General features: G+C 64.2%; 15 protein-coding genes. 7 read left to right on the forward strand and 8 right to left on the reverse strand.

Features of this window, described 5'->3' with window-relative positions; all coding sequences use genetic code 11:
• Nucleotides 1–32 precede the first annotated feature (32 nt).
• Both FZI91_RS22815 and FZI91_RS22820 read left to right on the forward strand, forming a co-directional pair.
• Complete coding sequence (locus FZI91_RS22815) at nt 33–1,259, forward strand: bifunctional glycosyltransferase family 2/GtrA family protein (protein WP_162525546.1); 1,227 nt, start codon at nt 33–35, stop codon at nt 1,257–1,259.
• Nucleotides 1,256–3,109 carry a glycosyltransferase family 39 protein gene (locus FZI91_RS22820; protein ID WP_155941359.1) on the forward strand — a complete coding sequence of 618 codons (1,854 nt, stop codon included), beginning with the start codon at nt 1,256–1,258 and terminating at the stop codon, nt 3,107–3,109. Before FZI91_RS22815 ends, FZI91_RS22820 begins: the two co-directional genes overlap by 4 nt.
• A gap of 53 nt (nt 3,110–3,162) precedes the next feature.
• Here FZI91_RS22820 and serC read toward each other — a convergent pair whose 3' ends face one another.
• On the reverse strand, nt 3,163–4,278 hold the full coding sequence (serC, locus tag FZI91_RS22825) for a phosphoserine transaminase (RefSeq protein WP_155941360.1): 1,116 nt from the start codon (nt 4,276–4,278) through the stop codon (nt 3,163–3,165).
• A 212-nt stretch (nt 4,279–4,490) separates the two neighbouring features.
• Between serC and FZI91_RS22830 the strand changes: the two genes are divergently transcribed.
• Entirely contained in the window at nt 4,491–5,546 is a 1,056-nt protein-coding gene (locus FZI91_RS22830; protein ID WP_155941361.1) for a diiron oxygenase, read from the forward strand.
• A complete protein-coding gene (locus FZI91_RS22835; protein WP_155941362.1) occupies nt 5,546–7,243 on the forward strand; it encodes an FAD-dependent oxidoreductase in 1,698 nt (565 codons plus the stop codon). The genes FZI91_RS22830 and FZI91_RS22835 overlap by 1 nt, the downstream gene beginning before the upstream one ends.
• Nucleotides 7,244–7,248: 5 nt before the next feature.
• Here the strand turns inward: FZI91_RS22835 and FZI91_RS22840 are convergent, their stop codons facing one another.
• Together FZI91_RS22840 and FZI91_RS22845 are read right to left on the reverse strand one after the other, a co-directional pair.
• Nucleotides 7,249–7,692, reverse strand: coding sequence for a VOC family protein (locus tag FZI91_RS22840; RefSeq protein ID WP_375234338.1), 444 nt, complete (start codon nt 7,690–7,692; stop codon nt 7,249–7,251).
• A gap of 155 nt (nt 7,693–7,847) precedes the next feature.
• A complete protein-coding gene (locus FZI91_RS22845; protein ID WP_155941364.1) occupies nt 7,848–8,984 on the reverse strand; it encodes a citrate synthase 2 in 1,137 nt (378 codons plus the stop codon).
• A 121-nt stretch (nt 8,985–9,105) separates the two neighbouring features.
• On the opposite strand from FZI91_RS22845, the gene pdxH reads away from it, so the two are divergent.
• Entirely contained in the window at nt 9,106–9,753 is a 648-nt protein-coding gene (gene pdxH, locus FZI91_RS22850; RefSeq protein WP_162525547.1) for a pyridoxamine 5'-phosphate oxidase, read from the forward strand.
• Here pdxH and kstD read toward each other — a convergent pair.
• Nucleotides 9,719–11,392: a 3-oxosteroid 1-dehydrogenase gene (gene kstD, locus FZI91_RS22855; RefSeq protein ID WP_309224050.1), complete on the reverse strand. Its 1,674-nt coding sequence runs from the start codon at nt 11,390–11,392 to the stop codon at nt 9,719–9,721. The two genes, pdxH and kstD, sit on opposite strands and share 35 nt — an antisense overlap.
• 74 nt (nt 11,393–11,466) lie before the next feature.
• On the opposite strand from kstD, the gene FZI91_RS22860 reads away from it, so the two are divergent.
• Nucleotides 11,467–12,063 (forward strand): TetR/AcrR family transcriptional regulator, encoded by a 597-nt coding sequence (locus tag FZI91_RS22860; RefSeq protein WP_155941365.1) that lies wholly within the window; start codon nt 11,467–11,469, stop codon nt 12,061–12,063.
• Between the two features lie 5 nt (nt 12,064–12,068).
• Nucleotides 12,069–12,722, forward strand: coding sequence for a GAP family protein (locus FZI91_RS22865; RefSeq protein ID WP_155941366.1), 654 nt, complete (start codon nt 12,069–12,071; stop codon nt 12,720–12,722).
• A gap of 16 nt (nt 12,723–12,738) precedes the next feature.
• On the opposite strand, the gene FZI91_RS22870 is transcribed toward FZI91_RS22865, so the two are convergent.
• The 4 genes from FZI91_RS22870 to FZI91_RS22885 are packed head-to-tail and all read right to left on the reverse strand — an operon-like array spanning nt 12,739 to nt 20,146.
• Nucleotides 12,739–14,478, reverse strand: a complete 1,740-nt coding sequence (locus FZI91_RS22870; RefSeq protein WP_162525548.1) for an AMP-binding protein — start codon at nt 14,476–14,478, stop codon at nt 12,739–12,741.
• Entirely contained in the window at nt 14,475–15,647 is a 1,173-nt protein-coding gene (gene pe / locus FZI91_RS22875; protein ID WP_155941367.1) for an acyltransferase PE, read from the reverse strand. The genes FZI91_RS22870 and pe overlap by 4 nt, the downstream gene beginning before the upstream one ends.
• 47 nt (nt 15,648–15,694) lie before the next feature.
• Nucleotides 15,695–18,691 carry an RND family transporter gene (locus FZI91_RS22880; protein WP_155941368.1) on the reverse strand — a complete coding sequence of 999 codons (2,997 nt, stop codon included), beginning with the start codon at nt 18,689–18,691 and terminating at the stop codon, nt 15,695–15,697.
• Between the two features lie 33 nt (nt 18,692–18,724).
• Nucleotides 18,725–20,146, reverse strand: a complete 1,422-nt coding sequence (locus tag FZI91_RS22885) for a condensation domain-containing protein (protein ID WP_155941369.1) — start codon at nt 20,144–20,146, stop codon at nt 18,725–18,727.
• Between the last annotated feature and the right edge of the window lie 217 nt (nt 20,147–20,363).

Raw genomic sequence — 20,363 nt, forward strand, 5'->3', positions numbered from 1 at the left:
ACACCGGAGCCGCGGCAGCCATTGTCACTGTCGTGACCACCGTGATGCAGCCGATCGACGTCAAGGACTTCAGTCTGGATCGTCGGCAAACGACGACTCTCGACATCGTGATCCCCGTGTACAACGAGGAGAACGACCTGGAACCGTGTGTGCGCCGGCTGCATGCGTTCCTCGCCAACGAGGTTCCGTACTCCGCACACATCACCATCGCCGATAATGCGAGCACCGATGACACCCTTCAGATCGCGCAGCGGCTGGCCGATGAGCTCGACCACGTCGACGTGCTGCATCTGGAGGAGAAGGGCCGGGGGCGGGCATTGGCCGCCGCGTGGCTCTCCTCGGACGCCGAGGTGGTTGCGTACTGCGATGTTGACCTGTCCACCGACCTCAACGCGCTGATGCCGCTGGTGGCACCGCTGGTTTCTGGGCACTCCGATGTCGCCTACGGCTCGCGGCTTAACCGCAATTCACGGGTGGTGCGTGGCCCCAAGCGCGAGTTCATTTCGCGCACATACAACTTCATCTTGCATGCCTCGCTGCAGACCCAATTCTCCGATGCTCAGTGCGGTTTCAAGGCGATTCGTACCGAGGTGGCGCGTCAGCTGTTGCCGTTAGTCGAGGACAAGGAATGGTTCTTCGACACCGAGCTGCTGGTGCTGGCCGAACGGGTGGGTTTGCGCATTCACGAGGTCCCCGTCGACTGGGTGGACGATCCGGACAGCCGGGTCGACATCGTCGACACCGTGCGCAAGGACCTGTTGGGGATCGGGCGGTTGGGTCGGGCGCTGATGCTCGGCACCTTGCCGTTGGAGGAGCTCCGGCACAGCCTCGGCCGTGAACCACTCGTCGAGGGTGTCCCGGTAGGCATGGTCGGTCAGTTGGTGCGGTTCGGAATCATCGGCGTGGCAAGCACAGTGGCGTATGCGCTGCTGTTCCTGATGTTGCACGGCGTGGTGGGGGATCAGGCCGCCAACTTCGCGGCACTGCTCATCACGGCCGTGTTCAACACCTCGGCCAACAGGTTCTTCACGTTCGGGGTGCGGGGGCGGCGTGATGTCGCCAAGCATCAGTTCCAGGGGCTCGTCATCTTTGGCATCGGGCTGGCCCTGACCAGCGGCTCGCTGCTCGTCATGCACCATGTGGAACCGGATGCGTCCAAGCATGTGCTGTTGATCGTGCTGACGGTCGCCAACCTCGTTTCCACGCTCGTTCGATTCGTCGGTTTGCGTTGGGTGTTCCGAAGCGCAAACACTCGATGACGCGGGAACGGATCAGCGTTGGTCTGTTGCTGATCGGTACCGCCGCCGCCTATCTCGTGAACCTCAGCTCCAACGGCTGGGCCAACTCCTTCTATTCGGCTGCGGTGCAAGCGGGTTCGGTTTCGTGGAAGGCGGCGTTCTTCGGATCCTCGGACGCCGCCAACTCGATCACCGTCGACAAATCTCCCGCCTCGCTGTGGCTCATGGAGCTTTCGGCGCGCATCTTCGGATTGAGCAGCTGGAGCATCTTGGTGCCCCAGGTGCTGCTTGGAGTGGCATCGGTCGGTGTGCTCTATGTGACCATCCGCAGGTACTTCGGGCACACCGCCGGTCTGCTCGCCGGACTGGTGCTGGCGGTCACGCCGGTGGCGGTATTGATGTTCCGGTTCAACAATCCGGATGCCCTGCTGGTCTTTCTGATGGTTACTGCGGTGTGGGCGACGTTGCGGGCCATCGAAGATGGCCGCACTCGCTGGCTGCTTCTCATTGGGGCATTGGTGGGATGGGGATTCCTGACCAAGCAACTGCAGGTCATGCTCATCATCCCTCCCATCGCCCTGACATACCTGATTGCCGGGCCGGTGGGCGTCGGCAAGCGACTGGCCCAGCTGTGCGGTTCGGCTGCGGCGGTAGTGATTTCGGCGGGATGGTGGATCGTCACCGTCGAGCTGTGGCCACCGGGTTCGCGTCCCTGGGTCGGCGGATCATCCGACAACTCCATTGTGGAACTCACCCTCGGCTACAACGGTCTGGGCCGTATCAATGGCAACGAGAAGGGGAGCGCCTCGGGTCCCCGCGAGGAGATGTACGGCTTTGGAGGCCATTTCGGGAGTGATCCCGGAATCGGCAGGCTGTTTCAGTCCGCGCTCGGCGGGCAGATCGCCTGGTTGCTGCCAACGGCGCTTGCCCTCGGGGTGCTGGGAATCATCCTGTTACGCAAGGAATCCAGGACCGATGCGCGACGAGCGGTGCTGCTCGTGTTCGGATTGTGGGTGCTCACCACGGGAGCCGTGTTCAGCTACATGCAGGGCATCTTTCATCCCTACTACTCGGTGGCACTGGCGCCAGCCGTGGCCGCACTCGTCGGCGCCGGGTCGGTACTGGCCTGGGGCGAACGCGAAAAGGCCTGGGTGCGAGCATCTCTGGCGGCCGTATTGCTCGCCGCCGTGGCAGTGTCCTGGATGCTACTGGGCCGATCGCCCGAGTTCCTGCCGTGGCTGCGCGGCTCCGTCCTGGTCTTCGGAGTGCTCGCGTCCGTTGGCCTTGTTCTGAACAGGTACCCCCAGGCCGTCGCTGCCGCGGCGATCATTGTGGCGCTGGCAGGGCCGGTCGCGTATTCCGCGCAGACCATTGCCACACCGCACAGTGGGGCGCTGCCCTCCGCCGGGCCCGAGGTCAAGGGTGGTGGTGGTTTCCCAGACTTCCCGGATATGCCTGAACGCAAACATGGCCCCGAGCACGGATCTAAAGCCGGTGGTGGCCTCCTCGACGGAAGCACGCCCGGCCCCAATATCGTTGCCGCATTGGAGAACAACGCGGACCGCTACACCTGGGTCGCCGCGGCGGTCGGTTCCAACCGTGCGTCGGGATACCAGCTGGCCACCCAGCGTCCAGTGATGCCGATCGGTGGTTTCAACGGCACTGACCCTTCACCGACCCTGGCGCAGTTCCAGCAGTACGTTGCCGACCGGCAGATCCACTACTTCTTGACCAGCGACGGTCCAGGCGAGGGGTTCGCGCCCCCGGGCAGCGAAACGTCGAAGGCCATCCAGGACTGGGTGCAGAGCACCTTCACCAAGCAGGCCGTCGACGATGTCGACGTCTACGACCTCACAGCGCCCGAGCGCTAGTTACTGCCGCCGAGTGTGAGCACTGGTGCTCACACTCGGCGCAAGGCGCGGGGTTAGAGGCGCTCGACGACCCAATCGACGCACTGCGTCAGCTTGGAAACATCCTCCGGATCGATGGCCGCGAACATCGCCACCCGCAGCTGGTTGCGACCCAGCTTGCGGTACGGCTCGGTATCCACAACGCCGTTGGCGCGCAATATCTTTGCCACTGCAGCGGCATCGACGTCGTCGTTGAAGTCGATGGTGCCCACGACCTGCGAACGCTGCGCCGGGTCCGCCACGAACGGCGTCGTGTAGGACGTGTTCTCGGCCCACGAGTACAACCGCGAGGCTGAGTCGGCCGTGCGCTTGGTGGCCCAGTCCAGCCCGCCGTTGCTCAGCAGCCAGTCGGTCTGGTCGGCCAGCAGCAGCAGCGTCGCGATGGAGGGGGTGTTGTAGGTCTGGTTCTTGAGGCTGTTCTCCACGGCGATAGGCAGGGACAGGATGTCGGGCACCCAGCGTCCGCTGCTGCCGATCTCCTCCACTCGCTCCAGCGCGGCCGGGCTCATCAGTGCCAACCACAGTCCGCCGTCACTGGCGAAGTTCTTCTGCGGCGCGAAGTAGTAGGCGTCAGCCTCAGTGATATCCACGGGCAGGCCGCCGGCGCCGGAGGTGGCATCGATCAGCACCAGTGCGTTCTTGGAGCCGGTCGGACGCTGCACCGGAACCATGACTCCGGTCGACGTCTCGTTATGGGCCCACGCGATCACATCGACGGACGGATCCGAGACGGGTGTGGGCGCGCCGCCCGGATCGGCGGTCACCTTGATCGGGTCGCCGACGAAGGGATTCTTGGCGACGCAGGAGGCGAACTTGGCGCTGAACTCGCCGAAGGTTAGGTGTAGCGACTTCTCGCGGACCAGGCCGAAGGCGGCCGCATCCCAGAACAGGGTGGAGCCGCCGTTGCCGAGGATGACCTCGTAGCCGTCGGGAGCCGAGAACAGCTCCTTGAGACCCTCGCGCACGCGACCGACCAGGTTCTTGACGGGTGCTTGCCGGTGCGAGGTACCGAAGAGGGAGGCCCCGGCCGTTACCAGGGATTGCAGTTGCTCGGGGCGCACCTTGGACGGTCCGCAGCCGAAGCGTCCGTCGGCGGGAAGTAGATCGGCAGGAATAATCAGTTCAGCCATGGTTACCAGCCTAAACGGTGACCCACTGAGACCTGCCTCACACAGAAACTGCCCCGCAGAGAACATCACATGGGACCTTTTGTCCCAAACATAGATATGGCTTCTTCGCCCTGTCTACACTCGCCCAGAGCTTGTAGACTTCCAAGTAGCCACAGAACGTAAAAGTTCGCAGGTCGGTCGCCGAGTTTTTGGACATCAAAGGAGATAACGCCATGTCGCTCCGCGAGAAGCTGCGCGCAAAGAAAGAAGTGCGCGGAGACGCGAGTTACGTCCAGGTACTGGAGACGCTGTCTTACGGATCGACGAACCGGAACTTCGATCCGTTCATCGACATCGATTGGGACGCTCCCGAGTACGCCGTCGTCCCCAACGACCCACGCTGGGTGCTGCCGCACCGGACCGACCCCTTCGGCCGGCACCCCTGGTACCAGGCGCAGCCGCTGGAGAAGCAGATCGAGATCGGCATGTGGCGTCAGGCCAACGTCGCCAAGGTCGGCCTGCACTTCGAGAGCATCCTGATTCGCGGACTCATTCAGTACGCGTTCAGTGTTCCCAACGGCTCACCGGAGTTCCGCTACCTGAACCACGAATCCATCGAAGAGTGCAACCACACCCTGATGTTCCAGGAGATGGTGAACCGCCTCGGTGTCGATGTACCGGGCATGCCGCGCCTGCTGCGTTGGATCTCCCCGTTCATTCCGCTGGCCGCCACCCCCTTCCCGGAAATGTTCTTCGTGGGCGTGCTCGCAGGCGAGGAGCCCATCGACCACACGCAGAAGAACGTGCTGCGCGAGGGCGACAATCTGCACCCGATCATGCGCCGCGTGATGGAGATCCACGTCGCCGAGGAGGCGCGCCACATCTCCTTCGCCCATGAGTACCTGCGTAAGCGCGTACCGGACATGCACTGGTTCAACCGGTTCGTGCTGTCGATCTCCACCCCGATCACGATGCGAGTGCTGATGGGCGCCATCATGACCCCGCCGCGCAGCTTCGCCGAGAAATTCGACATCCCGCGCGAGGTGATGAAGGAAATCTTCTGGAAGAGCCCGGCCTCGCGCCAGACGATGAGCGAGGTCTTCTCCGACGTCCGGATGCTGTGCCGGGAAGTCGGCATGATGAACCCGATCGCCAAGATCGTATGGCGGCTTATGCACATCGATGGTCGTGCCGCCCGCTACCGCAGCGAGCCCCAGCGTGGCCCCCTCGTGAACTACTCGGCTGCTGAGCCTGCAGTGTCTGATTCACACAGCGCAGTCCCTGCCTGATGCCCCACGTCGTTACCCAGGCGTGCTGTAACGAGGGCTCCTGCGTTTACGCATGCCCGGTTAACTGCATCCACCCGACGCCTGATGAGCCAGATTTCCTCACGGCTGAGATGTTGCATATCGACGCCTCCGCATGCGTCGACTGTGGTGCGTGCGTCGCCGCCTGCCCGGTGGATGCCATCAAGCCGGACTCGGTCCTCAAGGAAGAGCAGCTGCCGTTCCTGCGGATCAACGCCGAGTTTTATCCGCGCGAAATCCCCCGTGCCAGTTTGGCGCCGGTCATGCAGGCGCCGCCGGTTCGGGAGAGCGGTCGCTCGCTGAAGGTGGCCATCATCGGCTCCGGCCCGGCTGCCATGTACGCCGCCGACGAACTGCTGACCCAGCCGAACGTGAAGGTCAACATGTTCGAAAGGCTGCCCGCTCCATACGGTTTGGTACGTGCCGGGGTTGCCCCCGATCACCAGCAGACCAAGCGGGTGACGAAGCTCTTCGACACGATGGCGGCCCAGCCCAACTTCGAGTTCTTCCTGAACGTGAGGGTTGGCAGTCTTGAAGAAGGCGCCGACGTCACCCACGAGGAACTACTGGCGCATCACCATGCGGTGATCTACTCCGTCGGCGCGTCGTCGGATCGTCGGCTGGACATCCCCGGGATCGAGCTGCCGGGCAACGCCACCGCCACCCAGGTGGTCGCATGGATCAACGCGCATCCCGACTACACCGATTTCCGGGTGGACCTTTCGAGCCGTCGCGCGGTTGTTGTCGGTAACGGGAACGTGGCTCTCGACGTGGCGCGGGTTCTCACCGGAGATACCGATCGCCTTGCCCGCACAGACATTTCAGATACCGCCTTGGCGGCGCTGCGCGGCAGCAAGCTGCGTGAAGTGATCATCGTGGGCCGCCGTGGGCCGGAGCACTCGGCGTTTACCCTGCCCGAACTCCTCGGCCTTGTCGGTCTGCCCGACATGACGGTGGTGTTGGACGAAGAAGCTGCGAGCGCAGTCGACGTGGCGCTGCAGACGCATCTGGAACCGTTGACCCGCCAGAAGCTCGAAGTGCTGAGCACGCTACCGCGCGAGGCGCGCGAACCGGGCGGCAAGACCATCCGGTTTGCCTACAACCGCACCCCCGCCAAGGTGCTGGGCGACGGTCGTGTCCAGGGCATCGAATTCCAGCATGGCGATGCCACCGACACCATCGAGGCGGGTCTTCTCCTCACCTCGATCGGTTACCGCGGCGTTCCGATGCCCGACGTGCCCTTTGACAACCAGCGTGCCGTCATCCCGAATGAGCAAGGGCGCGTGATGGATCCGGCCACCGGCAAGGCGCATCCCGGCACCTATGTGGCGGGCTGGATCAAGCGCGGTCCGACGGGATTCATCGGGACCAACAAGTCCTGCTCGCAGCAGACGGTCACCTCGCTGGTCGAGGACTACAACCACGGGCTGCTCGCCGACCCCGCGGATCGGCTGTCGGGATTGTCCAAGCTGATCCGGCGGCGTCAGCCCACGATCGTCGATCACGACGGCTGGCTCGCCATTGACCGCGCGGAGATCGCGCGCGGTAAGGGCGAGGGCCGTCCGCGTGACAAGTTTGTCTCGGTGCCGGAGATGCTCCGCGCCGCCGCGACCGCCCCGGAGCCACCGTTGTGGCGTAAGGCGATTCGCGGATCGGTGCTGGAGGACCTGCTGCGGTAGAGCGGCTACTCGCCGCCGCCCGCCGCGTACTTCTTGAGCTCCTCAGGGTCGACAACCTTGACCGGCTGACCCATTGACCACAGGTGACCGAACGGGTCCTTGATGACGCCGAACCGGTCGCCCCAGAACTGGTCTTCCAGTGGCATCTCGACGGCCGCTCCGGCATCGACGGCGCGCTGGAACCAGTCGTCGACATTGGGCACCGTGAGGTGGATCGTGACCGGGGTGCCGCCAAGCGCCGCAGGGGTGCTGGACTTGCCGTCGTTGTACTCGGGGAAGTCGTCGTTCATCATGATCGTCGTGCCGTTGATCTTGACGGCGGCGTGCATCACCTTGCCGTCAGGAGTCTCGAGAATGCCAAGCTCCTCGGCGCCAAAAGCGTTCTTGTAGAACTCGATCGCCGCGCGCGAGTCCTCGACGATGATGTATGGCGACACTGAGGGTTCCACGGGTGGTAGGGCTTCAGGAGCAGAGTCGGATGAGGTCATGGGACCCACCCAACCACGGCCCACCGACAGGCGCCAGATGTCAGGAAAAGTAGGCCTCTCGCATCATCATCACGGCGAACCAGGGGGTTCCCGCGAGGGCCAACACGCCGTGGCGGTTAAGCACCCACGCGCGCGTGCAGGAGTCCAAACCCGTCGACGGATTCGATGGACCGGGGTCCGGGACCGACATACAGCGCGGCCGGGCGCACCAGCTTGTCGAGACGCTTCTGCTCCAAGATGTGCGCGCTCCAGCCCGCGGTGCGGGCGCAGGTGAACATCGCGGGCATCATGCGCAGCGGCACCTGTGCGAAGTCGAGGATCACCGCTGCCCAGAACTCGACATTGGTCTCGATGACGCGATCCGGACGACGTTCCCGCAGCTCGGTGAGGGCGGCCTGCTCGAGGGCGGCGGCCACCTCGTAGCGCGCGGCGCCGAGGCGCTTGGCAGTGCTGCGCAGCACCCGCGCACGCGGATCCTCGGCGCGGTACACGCGGTGTCCGAAGCCCATGAGCTTCTCGCGGCGATCCAGGATGCCCTTGATGACGCCACGGGCATCGCCGGTCTTCTCGGCCTGCTCGATCATCGGCAGTACGCGCGCGGGGGCACCGCCGTGCAGTGGCCCGCTCATCGCGCCGACCGCACCCGAGAGCGCGGCGGCCACGTCGGCGCCGGTGGAGGCGATGACTCGGGCGGTGAACGTCGAGGCGTTCATCCCGTGCTCGGCGGCCGACACCCAGTACGCGTCGATCGCCTCGACATGCTTCGGGTCGGGGTCGCCCTGCCAGCGGGTCATGAAACGTTCTGTCACGGTGGAACATTCGTCGACAATCTGCTGCGGTACGGCGGGCTGGTTCAGGCCGCGTGCCGACTGCGCGACATAAGACAGCGCCATCACCGATGCGCGGGCCAGCTGATTGCGCGCGGTCACCTCGTCGGTGTCCAACAGCGGCTCGAAGCCCCAGATGGGGGCGAGCATCGCGAGCCCGGCCTGAACGTCAACCCGGACGTCGCCGGTGTGTACCGGGACGGGGAAGGGCTCCGCGGGCGGTAGTCCCTGCCCGAACTTTCCGTCGACCAGTAGCGCCCACACATCGCCGAAGGTGATGCGCGCATCGACGAGATCCTCGATATCGACCCCGCGATAGCGCAGGGCCCCGCCGTCCTTGTCCGGCTCGGCGATCTCGGTGGCGAAGGCAGTCACGCCCTCCAGTCCAGGTGCGAAATCCGCTGGTAGCGGCGCTGCAACCGTCATGATTCTCGACTCCCTACCTGTGGGTAACAACTCGGTAACGCCGATTCTCGCACCCGCAATTAAGGGCGGTTCTTAGTCACTGAGATGTCCTATAGCCCGTTCTTAATCGCCCGCCTGTAGCGTGATTTTCGTGACCGAATGGCTGCGTTCGAACTACCGTCCCGGCGAGAAGGACGGCAGTGGCGATCTGGATGTCGATTGGCTCGACGATGGCTGGCTTCCCTTGCTGCACACATGGTTTGACCTTGCGGTGTCCTCGGGCATACCGGAACCGAACGCGATGGTGCTTGCCACGGTCGAGGACGGGCGGCCGGTGACGCGCACGGTGCTGTGCAAGGGTTTCGACGCCGCCGGTGTGACGTTCTTCTCAAACTACGATTCCGCCAAGGGGCGCCAGCTCGCACAAACCCCCTATGCGAGCGTCACGTTCCCCTGGTACGCGCTGGGGCGGCAGGTCCACGTGCGCGGCCAGGTGACCAAGGTCGATCCGGCGCAGACCGCCGACTATTGGACCAACCGGCCCCGCGGATCGCAGCTGGGGGCGTGGGCCTCGCAGCAGTCCGCACCCATCGAGTCGCGCGAGGCGCTGGTGGCGCAGCTCGATGACGTCACCCAGCGGTTCGCCGATCTAGACGAGGTACCGGTGCCGCCGCAGTGGGGCGGTTACGTCATCGCGCCCGAGACCGTCGAATTCTGGCAGGGGCGCGAAAACCGGATCCACAACCGCGTCGTCGTCAGCGGCGCGCGGGTGCAGCGGCTGCAGCCGTGAGGTCCAGCGCGGCCAGGTAGCCGAAGACCAAGGCCGGTCCGATGGTGGCGCCCGGTCCGGCGTAGGTGTGGCCCATCAGTGCGGCGCTTGCATTTCCCGCCGCGTACAGGCCGGGGATGACGGAACCGTCGGGGCGTAGTGCGCGCCCGTTGGCGTCGGTGTCGATACCGCCCTTGGTGCCTAGATCGCCGGGGACGATGCGGGCGGCGTAGTACGGACCCCGATTCAATTCGCCCAGACTGGGATTGGGTTTATTGGTGATGTCCCCGTAGTAGTGGTCATATGCCGATTCGCCACGGTGGAAGTCCTCGTCGCATCCGGTGCGCGCGAACTCGTTGAACCGGGTGACCGTGGATTCGAGTGCATCCACCGGTATGCCTATGGCCTGTGCGAGCTCGGTGATGCTGTCCGCCTTAGTGATTGCGCCGCTCTTGAGCCAGGACTTGGGCAGGGGAGCGCGCCCGGTGACACCGGCGAAGGTGTATCGGTTGCGATACGTCTGGTCGAAGATCAGCCAGGCAGGCAGGTTCTCGGCGGGGCCGGTTCCGGAGCCGAACTGGCCGCCGAACATCTGATGGGTCGCTTCGACGTAGGGCAGTGACTCGTTCATGAAGCGCTGCCCGCGGCTATTGATGAGCATGCTGCGGGGCAGGGAGCGCTCGGCGAGCGCGAACCAGGGCCCCTTGGGTAGCGGGATGGACGGCGCCCACCAGGCATCATCCATGAGAGATAGTGCGGCACCGGCTGTCTCGGCGGCAACGATGCCGTCTCCGGTATTGGAGGTGGCGCCGATCGACCACTGCGCGCCTGCGGGTTCGCGGTGGTATTTGGCGCGCATCTGCGTATTGTGGTCAAAACCGCCGCAGGCGATCATGACGCCGAGACGGGCGGTGATGGTCCCCTGATCGGTGAGGATCCCGGTGACGCGACCATCGGCCAGCACGAGCTCACGCAGTGCGGTGCCCAGCCGCACGGGGATACCAGCCTCCTTGACGCCAACGAAAAGTGATGCCACCAAGGCGCTTCCGACACCGACGAGGTGCTGGCGCCGTAGTTTGGCCACCGCGGTGCGGGCGCCCACTTGGAACATGCGCCACGGGCCGCGCCAGTGCCGCAGGCCGGTGCTGAGCCACCGGTAGTCGGATTGTTTGACGACGACGTTCATGGGCGCCTTGGTGTAGAACGGCGCCATGGTGTCGACGTCGGATCCGAGTCGTCGCGCGTCGAATGGCTTGGGTTCACAGGATCTTCCGCCGGGTCGGCCGCCGGGGGCCTCGGGGAAGTAGTCGGAGTACCCGCGCACCCATTCCAGATTGAGTGCGGAGTTGTCGGCGAGGAACCTGAGCGCCTCGGGGCCGCGGTCGATGTAGGCGTCGATGCGATCCGCGGCGGCGAACGGGCCGATGATGTGGTGCAGATAGGTGCGGGCGTCCTCGATTTCCTCGGGAGACGTCTTCGGTAGAAAGTGGTTTCCGGGGATCCAGACGCCGCCGCCCGATCGCGCGGTGGACCCACCCCACTGGTCTGCCTTCTCCGCGATGACGACCGACAGCCCGAGCCGCTTGGCGGTGATCGCGGTAGCCATCCCTGCGGCACCCGAGCCCACCACCACGACGTCGAAGGTTTCGTCCACACCCACTCCTGAGAGTTAGAAGCAATATGACAGTAACTGTCAAATTGCCAGACGGGCCGCACTGTGTCAAGGTCGAAGACATGACTGGCTCGCTGCGATCGCGTCAGCGGCTGAGGGTGCGCAGCGACATTTACAACGCCGCCATCGCGCTTTTCATCGAACGCGGGTTCTACGCGGTGACCACCGAGGAGATCGCCGCCGCGGCCGGGGTATCGGCGAGCACCTATTTCCGTCACGTGAATGCCAAGGAAGATCTGCTGCTCGGTCCGTTGCTCATCAGCGGTGACGCCATCACCGAGAGGTTCTCGCAGCGATCTCCGGACGAAGCGGTCCCCCTCGCCTTGTCGGCGGCCATCGCCGAGCGCAGTGCCGAAGTTGACGATGACGAATTGCGTCGCTGGCGCGCGGCGATCTTGACCGCCCCGGAATTGATGACTCGGGTGTCGCTCATTTCGGTGCAGGATCGTGAGCAATTGACCGCCATCGCCGCGCAGCGGATGGGGCTCGAGGTATCCGGCGACCAACGGCCCGGGCTGATCGTGCACATGCTCCTCGCCGCCGCCGAGTACGGATTTCAGCGATGGCTCGGCCCGGATGCCAAGCGCTCCCTGGGCACCTGTGTCGAGTCGGCGCTGAAGGCGGTCCTTGACCTACCCACGGATTGGTCGCGGCCCTGACATCTATGTGGATCCCCCTGCTGGTGATGGCGGTGGCAGTGAGCTTCGAGCCGTTCCGGCTGGGCATGACGGTGTTGATGCTCAACAGGCCGCGCCCCATGCTGCAGCTGTTCGCGTTCCTGTCTGGGGGATTCCTCATGGGGACCGCAGTGGGCCTGGTGGTGCTGTTTGTGCTTCGCGAAAAGGTCATGGGTACCGCGCATTTCACTTTGCCGCGGGTACAGATCGCGCTCGGCGCGGTGGCGCTGGTGATCGCCGTCGTGCTGGTGACGAACATCCGGATTCCCCTACCGGCCGGGTCGCCGGACGGGATTCCCGAACGCATTCGTGCGCTCGCGACGGGACGTTCCTTGTGGTTCGCCGGTGTCGCGGGAATGGGGATCGCGCTGCCCTCGGTCGACTACCTGGCGGCGTTGGCGCTCATTCTCGCCTCGGGTGCATCGCGGACGACACAGGTTGGCGCACTCCTGACGTTCAATGCCGTGGCGTGTGCACTCGTCGAGATTCCGCTGATCGCCTACGTGCTGGCGCCGGAGCGGACACGGGAATTGATGGATGCACTGCACAACTGGGTGCAATCGCATCGCCGCCGCAACGTTGCGCTAGTGCTGGCAGTGGTCGGCTGCGTGCTGCTGACCGTCGGGGCTGTGAACATCTGATGGATGGCAGCGCGGCTTAGGCGTCCATCCGGGCGAACTGGTCCTGCCAGTACTGCTCGACACACGCGGCGCGGCGAATCTTGCCGCTCGTCGTGATGGGAATCGATCCTGGCGACACGAGGACAAGATCCTCGACATTCAGGCCGTGCACGGTGGATATCGCGGCGGTGACGTTGCTCTTGATCCCGCTCAGCCAGTGTTCGTCAGCGTCACGCGGCTTCTTGACCTCGATGACGGTGACCAACTTCTCGGTGCTTTCCTGCTGGATCGATATCGCCGCGACCCGGCCATGGCTGATCTCTTGGACCGTCGCCTCAATGTCCTCGGGATAGTGGTTGCGCCCGCGGATGATCAGCAGATCCTTGATACGCCCGACGATGAACAGCTGTCCCTCGGAGACGAACCCCAGATCGCCGGTTCTCAGCCAGGAGTCGGCCGGCGTGCCGGGCGACGGTTCGGGCAGTGTCGCCCCGAAGCACCGCTGCTCATCCGGCGGTCTGCCCCAGTACCCGGCCGCAACGTTCTCACCGCGCACCCAGATCTCGCCGATCACATCCGGTGCGCACTCCTGATGGGTGTCGGCGTCGACAATGCGCAGCAGCGGTGACTGCGGCAGCGTGTAGCTGACCAGCGCCGAGCCGCCCCTGCCCGTGTGTCGTCGTGCACGGCCCACGGCCAATTCGTCGGTGTTGAAGCGAGCGGCCTCCGCCGACGCATTCCAGTGGCCGCTCGTCACAAAGACGGTGGCCTCCGCCATCCCATACGAGGGACGCAGCATGTGGTCTCGAAAGTTGAAGTGCGCAAACCGATCTGCGAAGCGTTCTAAGGTGGCGTGCTCGACGCGTTCGGCACCGTTGATGATGCCCAGTACGCCACCGAGGTCGAGTCCTGCCAGGTCGCTGTCAGCGGTTTTACGAGCGGCGAGGTCAAAGGCGAAGTTGGGCGCCGCCGAGAAGGTGTGCGGACTCTGGGCCAGTGCCCGAATCCACCTGGCCGGCCTTTCCAGGAACGACACGGGGCTGGTCAGGTCGGCGCGATAGCCGCCCAGGATCGGGGCGCAGACGCCCAGCACTAAACCCATGTCGTGGTAGAAGGGCAACCACGACACGATCGTGCGTTCAGTGGGCATGGGGACGCCGGAGCGGGTAAAGAGGCTGCTCATCAACTGCTCGAAATTGACCTGAAGGTTCCGATGAGAGAGCGTGACGCCGGTCGGAATTCGGGTCGAGCCCGAGCTGTACTGCAGATACGCGATCTCGGGCGCGTGCGTCAGCTCGATGCTTGGCCCGTCACCTCCGGTGTCGATCGAATCGATCTCGACGAGCTTCGGGACGATGTTGTGCAGGTGTGCGCCATCGAGGTACTCGGCGACGTCTGCTGTCACGTCGGACGTCGTGAGCACAAGCGAGGGCGAGGTGTCGTCGAAGACCGCGCTGACCCGATCGAGGCTCGAGCCGCGGTGCGGCATCGGCAGTGGCACCGCGATCAGCCCAGCCTGCATGGATCCCAGGAAGGCCAGGATGTAGTCGAGGCTCTGCGGTGCCAGGATCACCGCCCTGTCGCCGACCGACGCATGGAGGCTGAGTTCGTGCGCCACCTGCAGGGTGCGACGGGACAGCTGTGCCCACGTCAAGTTCTCCACGACACCAGCCGAGTCCTCGGCGTAGTCGGTGAAGGTGAAGGCGATGTCATCTGGGCGCAGGCTGGCGCGCCCGTGCAGGATCGAGAGAATCGATGACTGATGCGGGGACGTCACGGTGTGCGTCCCGAATCGGTGCGCGCGCCGTTGCCTAGCACGGCCAGAGCGCCACTGGTGATCTGTGAAATCGGATCGGAGCCGCCGCCGAACGTCGCCTGGGAGGCCGGCGCAGTGACGTCCGCGGGGTCGAAGCCGCGCGTCGGATCCACTGTGATCGGTGCGGTTGCCGGGTCATCGTTGCGCGAGTAGCCCGCGTCCACCCGGGGTTGCAGGATCGCGTCGAGCCTATTCAGCGTTTCCTCGGGCACTCCCAGATACTTGAAGCCCATCACCAGCGGAAGGTGTTGTTCGGGGATGAAGTACGTCGTCGTCGATCCTCCCCGCGAGTTGAACTCCGTCCTAATGTTTTGCGCCGGAACCATTTTCGGGTTGGTGAAGGCAATCGCCGTGTGGCCGGTGGCCAGACCCGCGATGGCATTGGCGACCGCAAACAGGTTGTCCGGCCGATCCGGCCAGTCGGCGATGCTGTCATAGGCGGAGATGAACTGGTCGGTGTGGTACTGACTCTCCACCGGCGCCGGAACGGTGTAGTCCATGAACGGGACGACCGAGCCGGGGGCGAAGTTCTGGGTCAGGAAACTCTCACCGAAGGGATGCCGCGCCACCGGGTCGCCGAATGTCGCGAAGGTAACTTTGTCGGGCGACGGCGCGGTCGGATCGTTCGCCAATGCCGATTTGACGGCGTTGAGCACGAGTGCTCCCTCGGACAAACCCATGGCCGTACCGGGGCCGCCCTCGCGAAGCCTGTTTTCCAGGTTCGGTTCTCCGATGTCGATCGACTCACCGATGCTGGGACCGTCAAGCCCCAGGCCTGGCAGGATTTTCTCCCCCACCGGACCGATGCCGGGGAACAGGCGTTCCAGGGTGTGGCCCTGGACCTGCCCCGCGGGGTACCAGACGTTCTCCCGTTTCATGCCCGGGAACCAGTCCTTGCCGGTCATTCGGATGTACTCGTCATAGGGGATGCCGAGCACGTGAGCGCCGCCCAGGGCGTACGCGGTGCGGTCCGGTGATACCGGTGCGGCCATCGGTTTCCCGTCGGCAGATATCCCGGGGATGGGCGGCCGAGGGGCCACCGGGTCGTCGGCGACAGCACTGGGAATGCCGAAACATCCTGTGACGCTGGCGGTTACCAGCAGGGCTGCTACTGCGAGGAGGTCTTTCATCCGCGCTCCTGACCGATCGGCTTCATTTTTTAGTCTCACATACATCGTCACGTGCGCGCGCCCTGCGTTGACTTCGCCGGCGAGCGCCGCACCTGCGACGGCCACCAGTTCGCCTTGCCCACCAGCGCCGCAATGGCCGGCACGGTGATGGTCCTTACGACGAAGGTATCCAACAAAATTCCCACGCCGATGACGAAGCCGCCCTGGACCACGATTCCGATGCTGGAGAAGAGCATGCCGCCCACCGATGCGGCAAAGATCAGCCCGGCCGCGGTGATGACGCCACCGGTGGAGCTCAGGGCGCGGATGATCCCGTAGCGCACACTGCTGGCCGACTCGTCGCGCATTCGCGACACAAAGAGCATGTTGTAGTCGGCTCCCACCGCGACCAGCACGACGAAGGCCAGCGGCGGCACCGTCCAGTGCAAATTCTGGCCGAGGATGACCTGGAAGGTCAGCACCCCGATGCCGATGGCAGCGAAATATGAAACCACTACCGAACCAACGAGATAGAGCGGGGCGACGAGCGACCGCAGCAGCACCATCAACGTCAGCAGCACGACGATCAGGGTCGCCGCGATGATGAATCGGATGTCTTGCTGGTAGTAGTCGCGGGTATCGCGCAACGCGGTGGGGAACCCGCCCATCGAGATGGTCGCGTCGGCGAGTGTGGTGTTCGGCTGGGCGCCCTTGGCGACGTCACTGATCTGGTTGACCTGGTCCATTGCCTCGGGGCTGAATGGGTTGAGCTTGGTCTGCACCAGGTACCGCACGGAGTGCCCGTCCGGAGAGATGAACGCCCGCGCGGCCCGTTGGAAGTCCGGGTTGTTCAGTACTTCGGCGGGGATGTTGAATCCCGCCTGCGCTGGATCCGCGGCGTTGGTTTTCATCGTCAGCAGGAAGCTCGATGCCTGGTTAAGGCCGTTGACAATCACCTTGATTTGCCCGACGAGTTGATCCACGCCGCCAGCGATCTGTCGGCTGCCACCCGCCAGGCGGTCGGCGCCTTGGCGCAATTGGTTGAGTCCGGACTGCGGGCCGCCGGGCTTGTCCAGGCCCATGGCCTGGAGACCGTTGACGACGCTCAGGAGCGAGGCGTTCAGCTTGGTTACCGTCGTGGACAGGGTTGCCTTGTTGCCCTGGGAGTTCCCGAGCTGACGAGCGAGCCGTTCGATTTCGTCGAGATGGCCGCTGTTGCGCTCGCCGACGAGCCGCTCGAATTGCCCGCGGGTATTGCTGCACGAGTCGTCGGCATCGCAGATCGGATTGCCTTGCAGTGCCGTCAGCACCGGGTTTATCCAGCCGAACATGTTCTTGGCGCTGGAGAAATTCCACCCCATATCGTTGGCCAGCGCGTTGATCTCATCGACGAGTTTGGCGGCGTTGTCCACGTTCTGCACCAGCTCGTCGCCGCCGGATTTGGTCTTCAGCGAGGCCGACGCGTCGAGCAGACTTTGCAGGCCGGGGACGATCTTGTTGAGCTGGGTGCGTAGATCGGCGAGGCTGCCGGCGAGGGTGTTGGCGCCCGAGGTGAGTCGATTGAGGTCGCTGCTGCGCTGGTTGATCTGGTTGGAGCCGTCGGCCAGCCGGTCACCGACGAGGCCCGCCTGGTAGGTGGCCCGGAACTCCGGCGGCACCTCACCGAGGGGGCGGGTGACCCCGCTGACCAGGCCGACGTTCGGCAGCTGGGCGACGCGAGAAGCCATCTGTTCCAGGTCGGCGAGGGCCTGTGGGGTACGCAGGTCACGCGGTGACTGGATGAGGATGTACTCGGGGATGGATTGGCTGAGGGGGAAGTGGCGTTCCAGGGCGGTGTATCCGACCGAGCTCGGCGCCGACGGTGACACGGCCTTGCGGTCGTCGTAGTTGTAGTGCGCGAAGAGCGCGCCGCTTGCTAGCAGTGCCAACACGAGAAGACTGGCAGCCAGGTGTGCGATCGGTCTGCGGACGATGCGTATGCCGGAACGGCGCCAGAATCCGGCGGTCAGTTCGCGCCGCGGCTTGACCCAGCCACGTGGCCCGGCGAGCACCAGGATGGCGGGTAGCAGCGTCATTCCGGAGAGGTATGCGACGCCGATCCCGATCGCAGAGGACACGCCGACCGTTTGGAACACGCCCATTTTGGCGAAGCTCAGGAGCAGGAAGGTGATGCCCACCGTCGTCGCGGATGCGGTGATCACCTTGCCGATCGACATCATGGCGGCCTTGACGGCCTGGTGATACGTCTTACCTGCCCGTAGGTAATCGTGATATCGGCTGATCAGAAAGACCGCGTAATCCGTTCCGGCGCCGGCCAGTATCGCGCTCAAGAACACGATGGACTGATTCGAGACGCCCGCACCGGTCAGCTCGGAGTACCCGGCTACGACGGCCTGTGCGATCACCAGCGACGACCCAATGGTCACCAAGGGAAGCATCATCGTGAGCGCGCTGCGGTAAACCAGCAACAGCACGGCGAGTACCAGGATGGCGATGGCGAGTTCGATGGGCAGGCGATCCCGTTGGCCTGCGACGGTGAGGTCGGCGACGGTGGCCGCGGGACCGGTGATGTGCACGGTCGCGGGACTGTTGGCGATGCTCTGCTGGATGATGCCGGAGACCTTGTTGTAGGACTCAAAGGCCTTGGGCGTCCCCAACTCTCCCGCGAGGCCCACAGGTAGCACCCAGGTTTTGTTGTCCTCGCTGGTCAGGAATTTCCGCAATTCGGGTGTGCTGATGAAGTCCTGCACCGACACGACGTTTGTCAGGTCATGCCGCACCGCCTCGACCACCGCGCGGTAGGCGTCTGCGTCGGTGCGTCCCAGCCCGTTTTCGTTGATGAAAACGACCAGGAGCAGGTCGTCGTTGCTCGACTCGTGGAACGCCTCGGTCATCTTCTTGGCGGCGACACTTGACGGTGCATCGCTGGGCAAGATGGCGAGCGGATGCTTTTCCGCCATCTGGTTCAGGGACGGCAATGACAGCGGCAACGCGATTGCGAGCGCGACCCAGATGCCTATTACCGCCCATGGCCACCGAACCACGAGATCGGTCAGCCGTTGCATATAGCCCTCATCCTCACTCCGACAGTGCCCAAGCTACGCGACGCGTCCCCAGTGCCCGCTGTCAGCGACCCGTGCGCACACCGACGCCATCGCCTCCATGTAGCGGGTGGCCGACTTCTCGGCGACCGGGTTATCAGGATGCATGATCGCCATCACGGTGCCTTCGCCGTACCGGAAGATGTAGATGGTCAGCTGATAGGAGAACCGGCCGTCGGGGTAGATGCCGATGTTGTCGGCGAGACCCAGCTCGCCCGCCGCGAGGATGGCGTTAAGCGGTGCGGCGCCACCGTGGAAGAAGTTCGACACCGGAAAGTTTGGCTGCGGCCACTTCAGCCACGGCGCCAATTCCAACACCCGGTAGTACGGCACCCTGGACATGTCCAGGCTCGAATCGAAAGCCGTCTGCGCCGCGTATGCGGCATCGTTGAACGAGGTTGCCGCTATCGGTACGACGATCGGAATCAGGCCGGTGAACCAGCCCTGCGTCATGAAGTTGTCGCTTGCTGTACGCGAATCCCTCGGCGTGAGCCCGTAATACGTGAGGGCCCCGGTGAATTCGTGTTCCACCAGGCCGAGGCAGGCGAACAGACCCCCGACGAAGCGTGAGCCGGCAGTCCCGCAGGCCGACTCGAATCGCTCCGTCTGCTCCGGGCTCATCAGCGACAAGGAGGTCATGGTGCTGCGGGTCGATTCCGACGGGCTGCCGAGCGGAAGCGGGAACTCGGGAAAGCCTCCGTTGTTGTTCTCGGCGAAGTCGACCCACGCACGTACGCCGGGCGAGTCCAGGGTCAAGGTCGACGTGAATTCCCTTTCGCGAACACAGAAGTCGTCAAAGCTGCCGGCATCGGGAAGCACGAGTGGCTGGCCGCCGACACTCAATGCGGAGTACATTCCGTTGGCTTCCATCATCGTGGTGCCGATCAACGTTGCGTCTCCGTGCACGTGATCCATGGCCGCGAAGAACGTAAAGAAGGTTTCGTTCTGGATGATTCCGAAGGTGAAGCATCCCCACTCCAGTGGGCTCGGGATGTTGGTGACGTGACTACGTATTTCATTGACCGTCATCTGGCCCTGGTCCACCGGTGCGAATTCGATGTCGTCCGGATCGCTGATCGTATGCCTGATGAACTCACCGTCATCGGTGCGTGCAAACCAACTGCGAAAAGTGTCATGCCGTCGCAGGTACGCGTTCAGGGCGTGGTCCATGGCGGAAATATCGCACTGGCCAGGCACATCGCAGCTCGCGATGATCTGCCGGGAAAAGTTAAGTCCCGCAACCGTTCGATCTTGGTAATTCCGAAGATGTTGGCTCTGCATGTAGCTGATGGGGACAGAACTCACGGGCGCCTGTCGCGCTTTGTCGGCTGCCGTCGCCGTGGGATGCCAGGAGGTCACCGAACCTTCGCTCAGTGACCATTCATCCAGTGCCCCAACCGTTATTGTGCCGATGCGCAAAATACTGCCCCTCTCAATTACCCGGGCCCCGCGACCGGTAACACTCGTTGCCGGACAACATACCCCTGGTTCGGCTCAGGGTGGTCCAGCGGCCGGAACTGGGAAAACCTATGCCGCACATGGCATACCTGCAATAACTAGAACTTTCGGTCCGGGCAATCGAAAATTCGGGTAACGGCCAAATGCCAAACTTGTTCGGCTAGAGTCGCGGTCGCAC

Origin of the sequence: Mycobacteroides sp. CBMA 271, from assembly GCF_009729205.1 — a bacterium.
In the GTDB taxonomy this organism is placed as follows: Bacteria; Actinomycetota; Actinomycetes; order Mycobacteriales; family Mycobacteriaceae; genus Mycobacterium.

Excerpts from the sequence above, each read along its gene's own strand:
- FZI91_RS22860 (WP_155941365.1), top strand. The coding sequence starts at position 11,467 with ATGACTGGCTCGCTGCGATCGCGTCAGCGGCTGAGGGTGCGCAGCGAC.
- FZI91_RS22880 (WP_155941368.1), bottom strand. The coding sequence starts at position 18,691 with ATGCAACGGCTGACCGATCTCGTGGTTCGGTGGCCATGGGCGGTAATA.
- FZI91_RS22820 (WP_155941359.1), top strand. The coding sequence starts at position 1,256 with ATGACGCGGGAACGGATCAGCGTTGGTCTGTTGCTGATCGGTACCGCC.
- pe (WP_155941367.1), bottom strand. The coding sequence starts at position 15,647 with ATGAAAGACCTCCTCGCAGTAGCAGCCCTGCTGGTAACCGCCAGCGTC.
- FZI91_RS22835 (WP_155941362.1), top strand. The coding sequence starts at position 5,546 with ATGCCCCACGTCGTTACCCAGGCGTGCTGTAACGAGGGCTCCTGCGTT.
- FZI91_RS22845 (WP_155941364.1), bottom strand. The coding sequence starts at position 8,984 with ATGACGGTTGCAGCGCCGCTACCAGCGGATTTCGCACCTGGACTGGAG.
- FZI91_RS22865 (WP_155941366.1), top strand. The coding sequence starts at position 12,069 with ATGTGGATCCCCCTGCTGGTGATGGCGGTGGCAGTGAGCTTCGAGCCG.
- serC (WP_155941360.1), bottom strand. The coding sequence starts at position 4,278 with ATGGCTGAACTGATTATTCCTGCCGATCTACTTCCCGCCGACGGACGC.
- FZI91_RS22830 (WP_155941361.1), top strand. The coding sequence starts at position 4,491 with ATGTCGCTCCGCGAGAAGCTGCGCGCAAAGAAAGAAGTGCGCGGAGAC.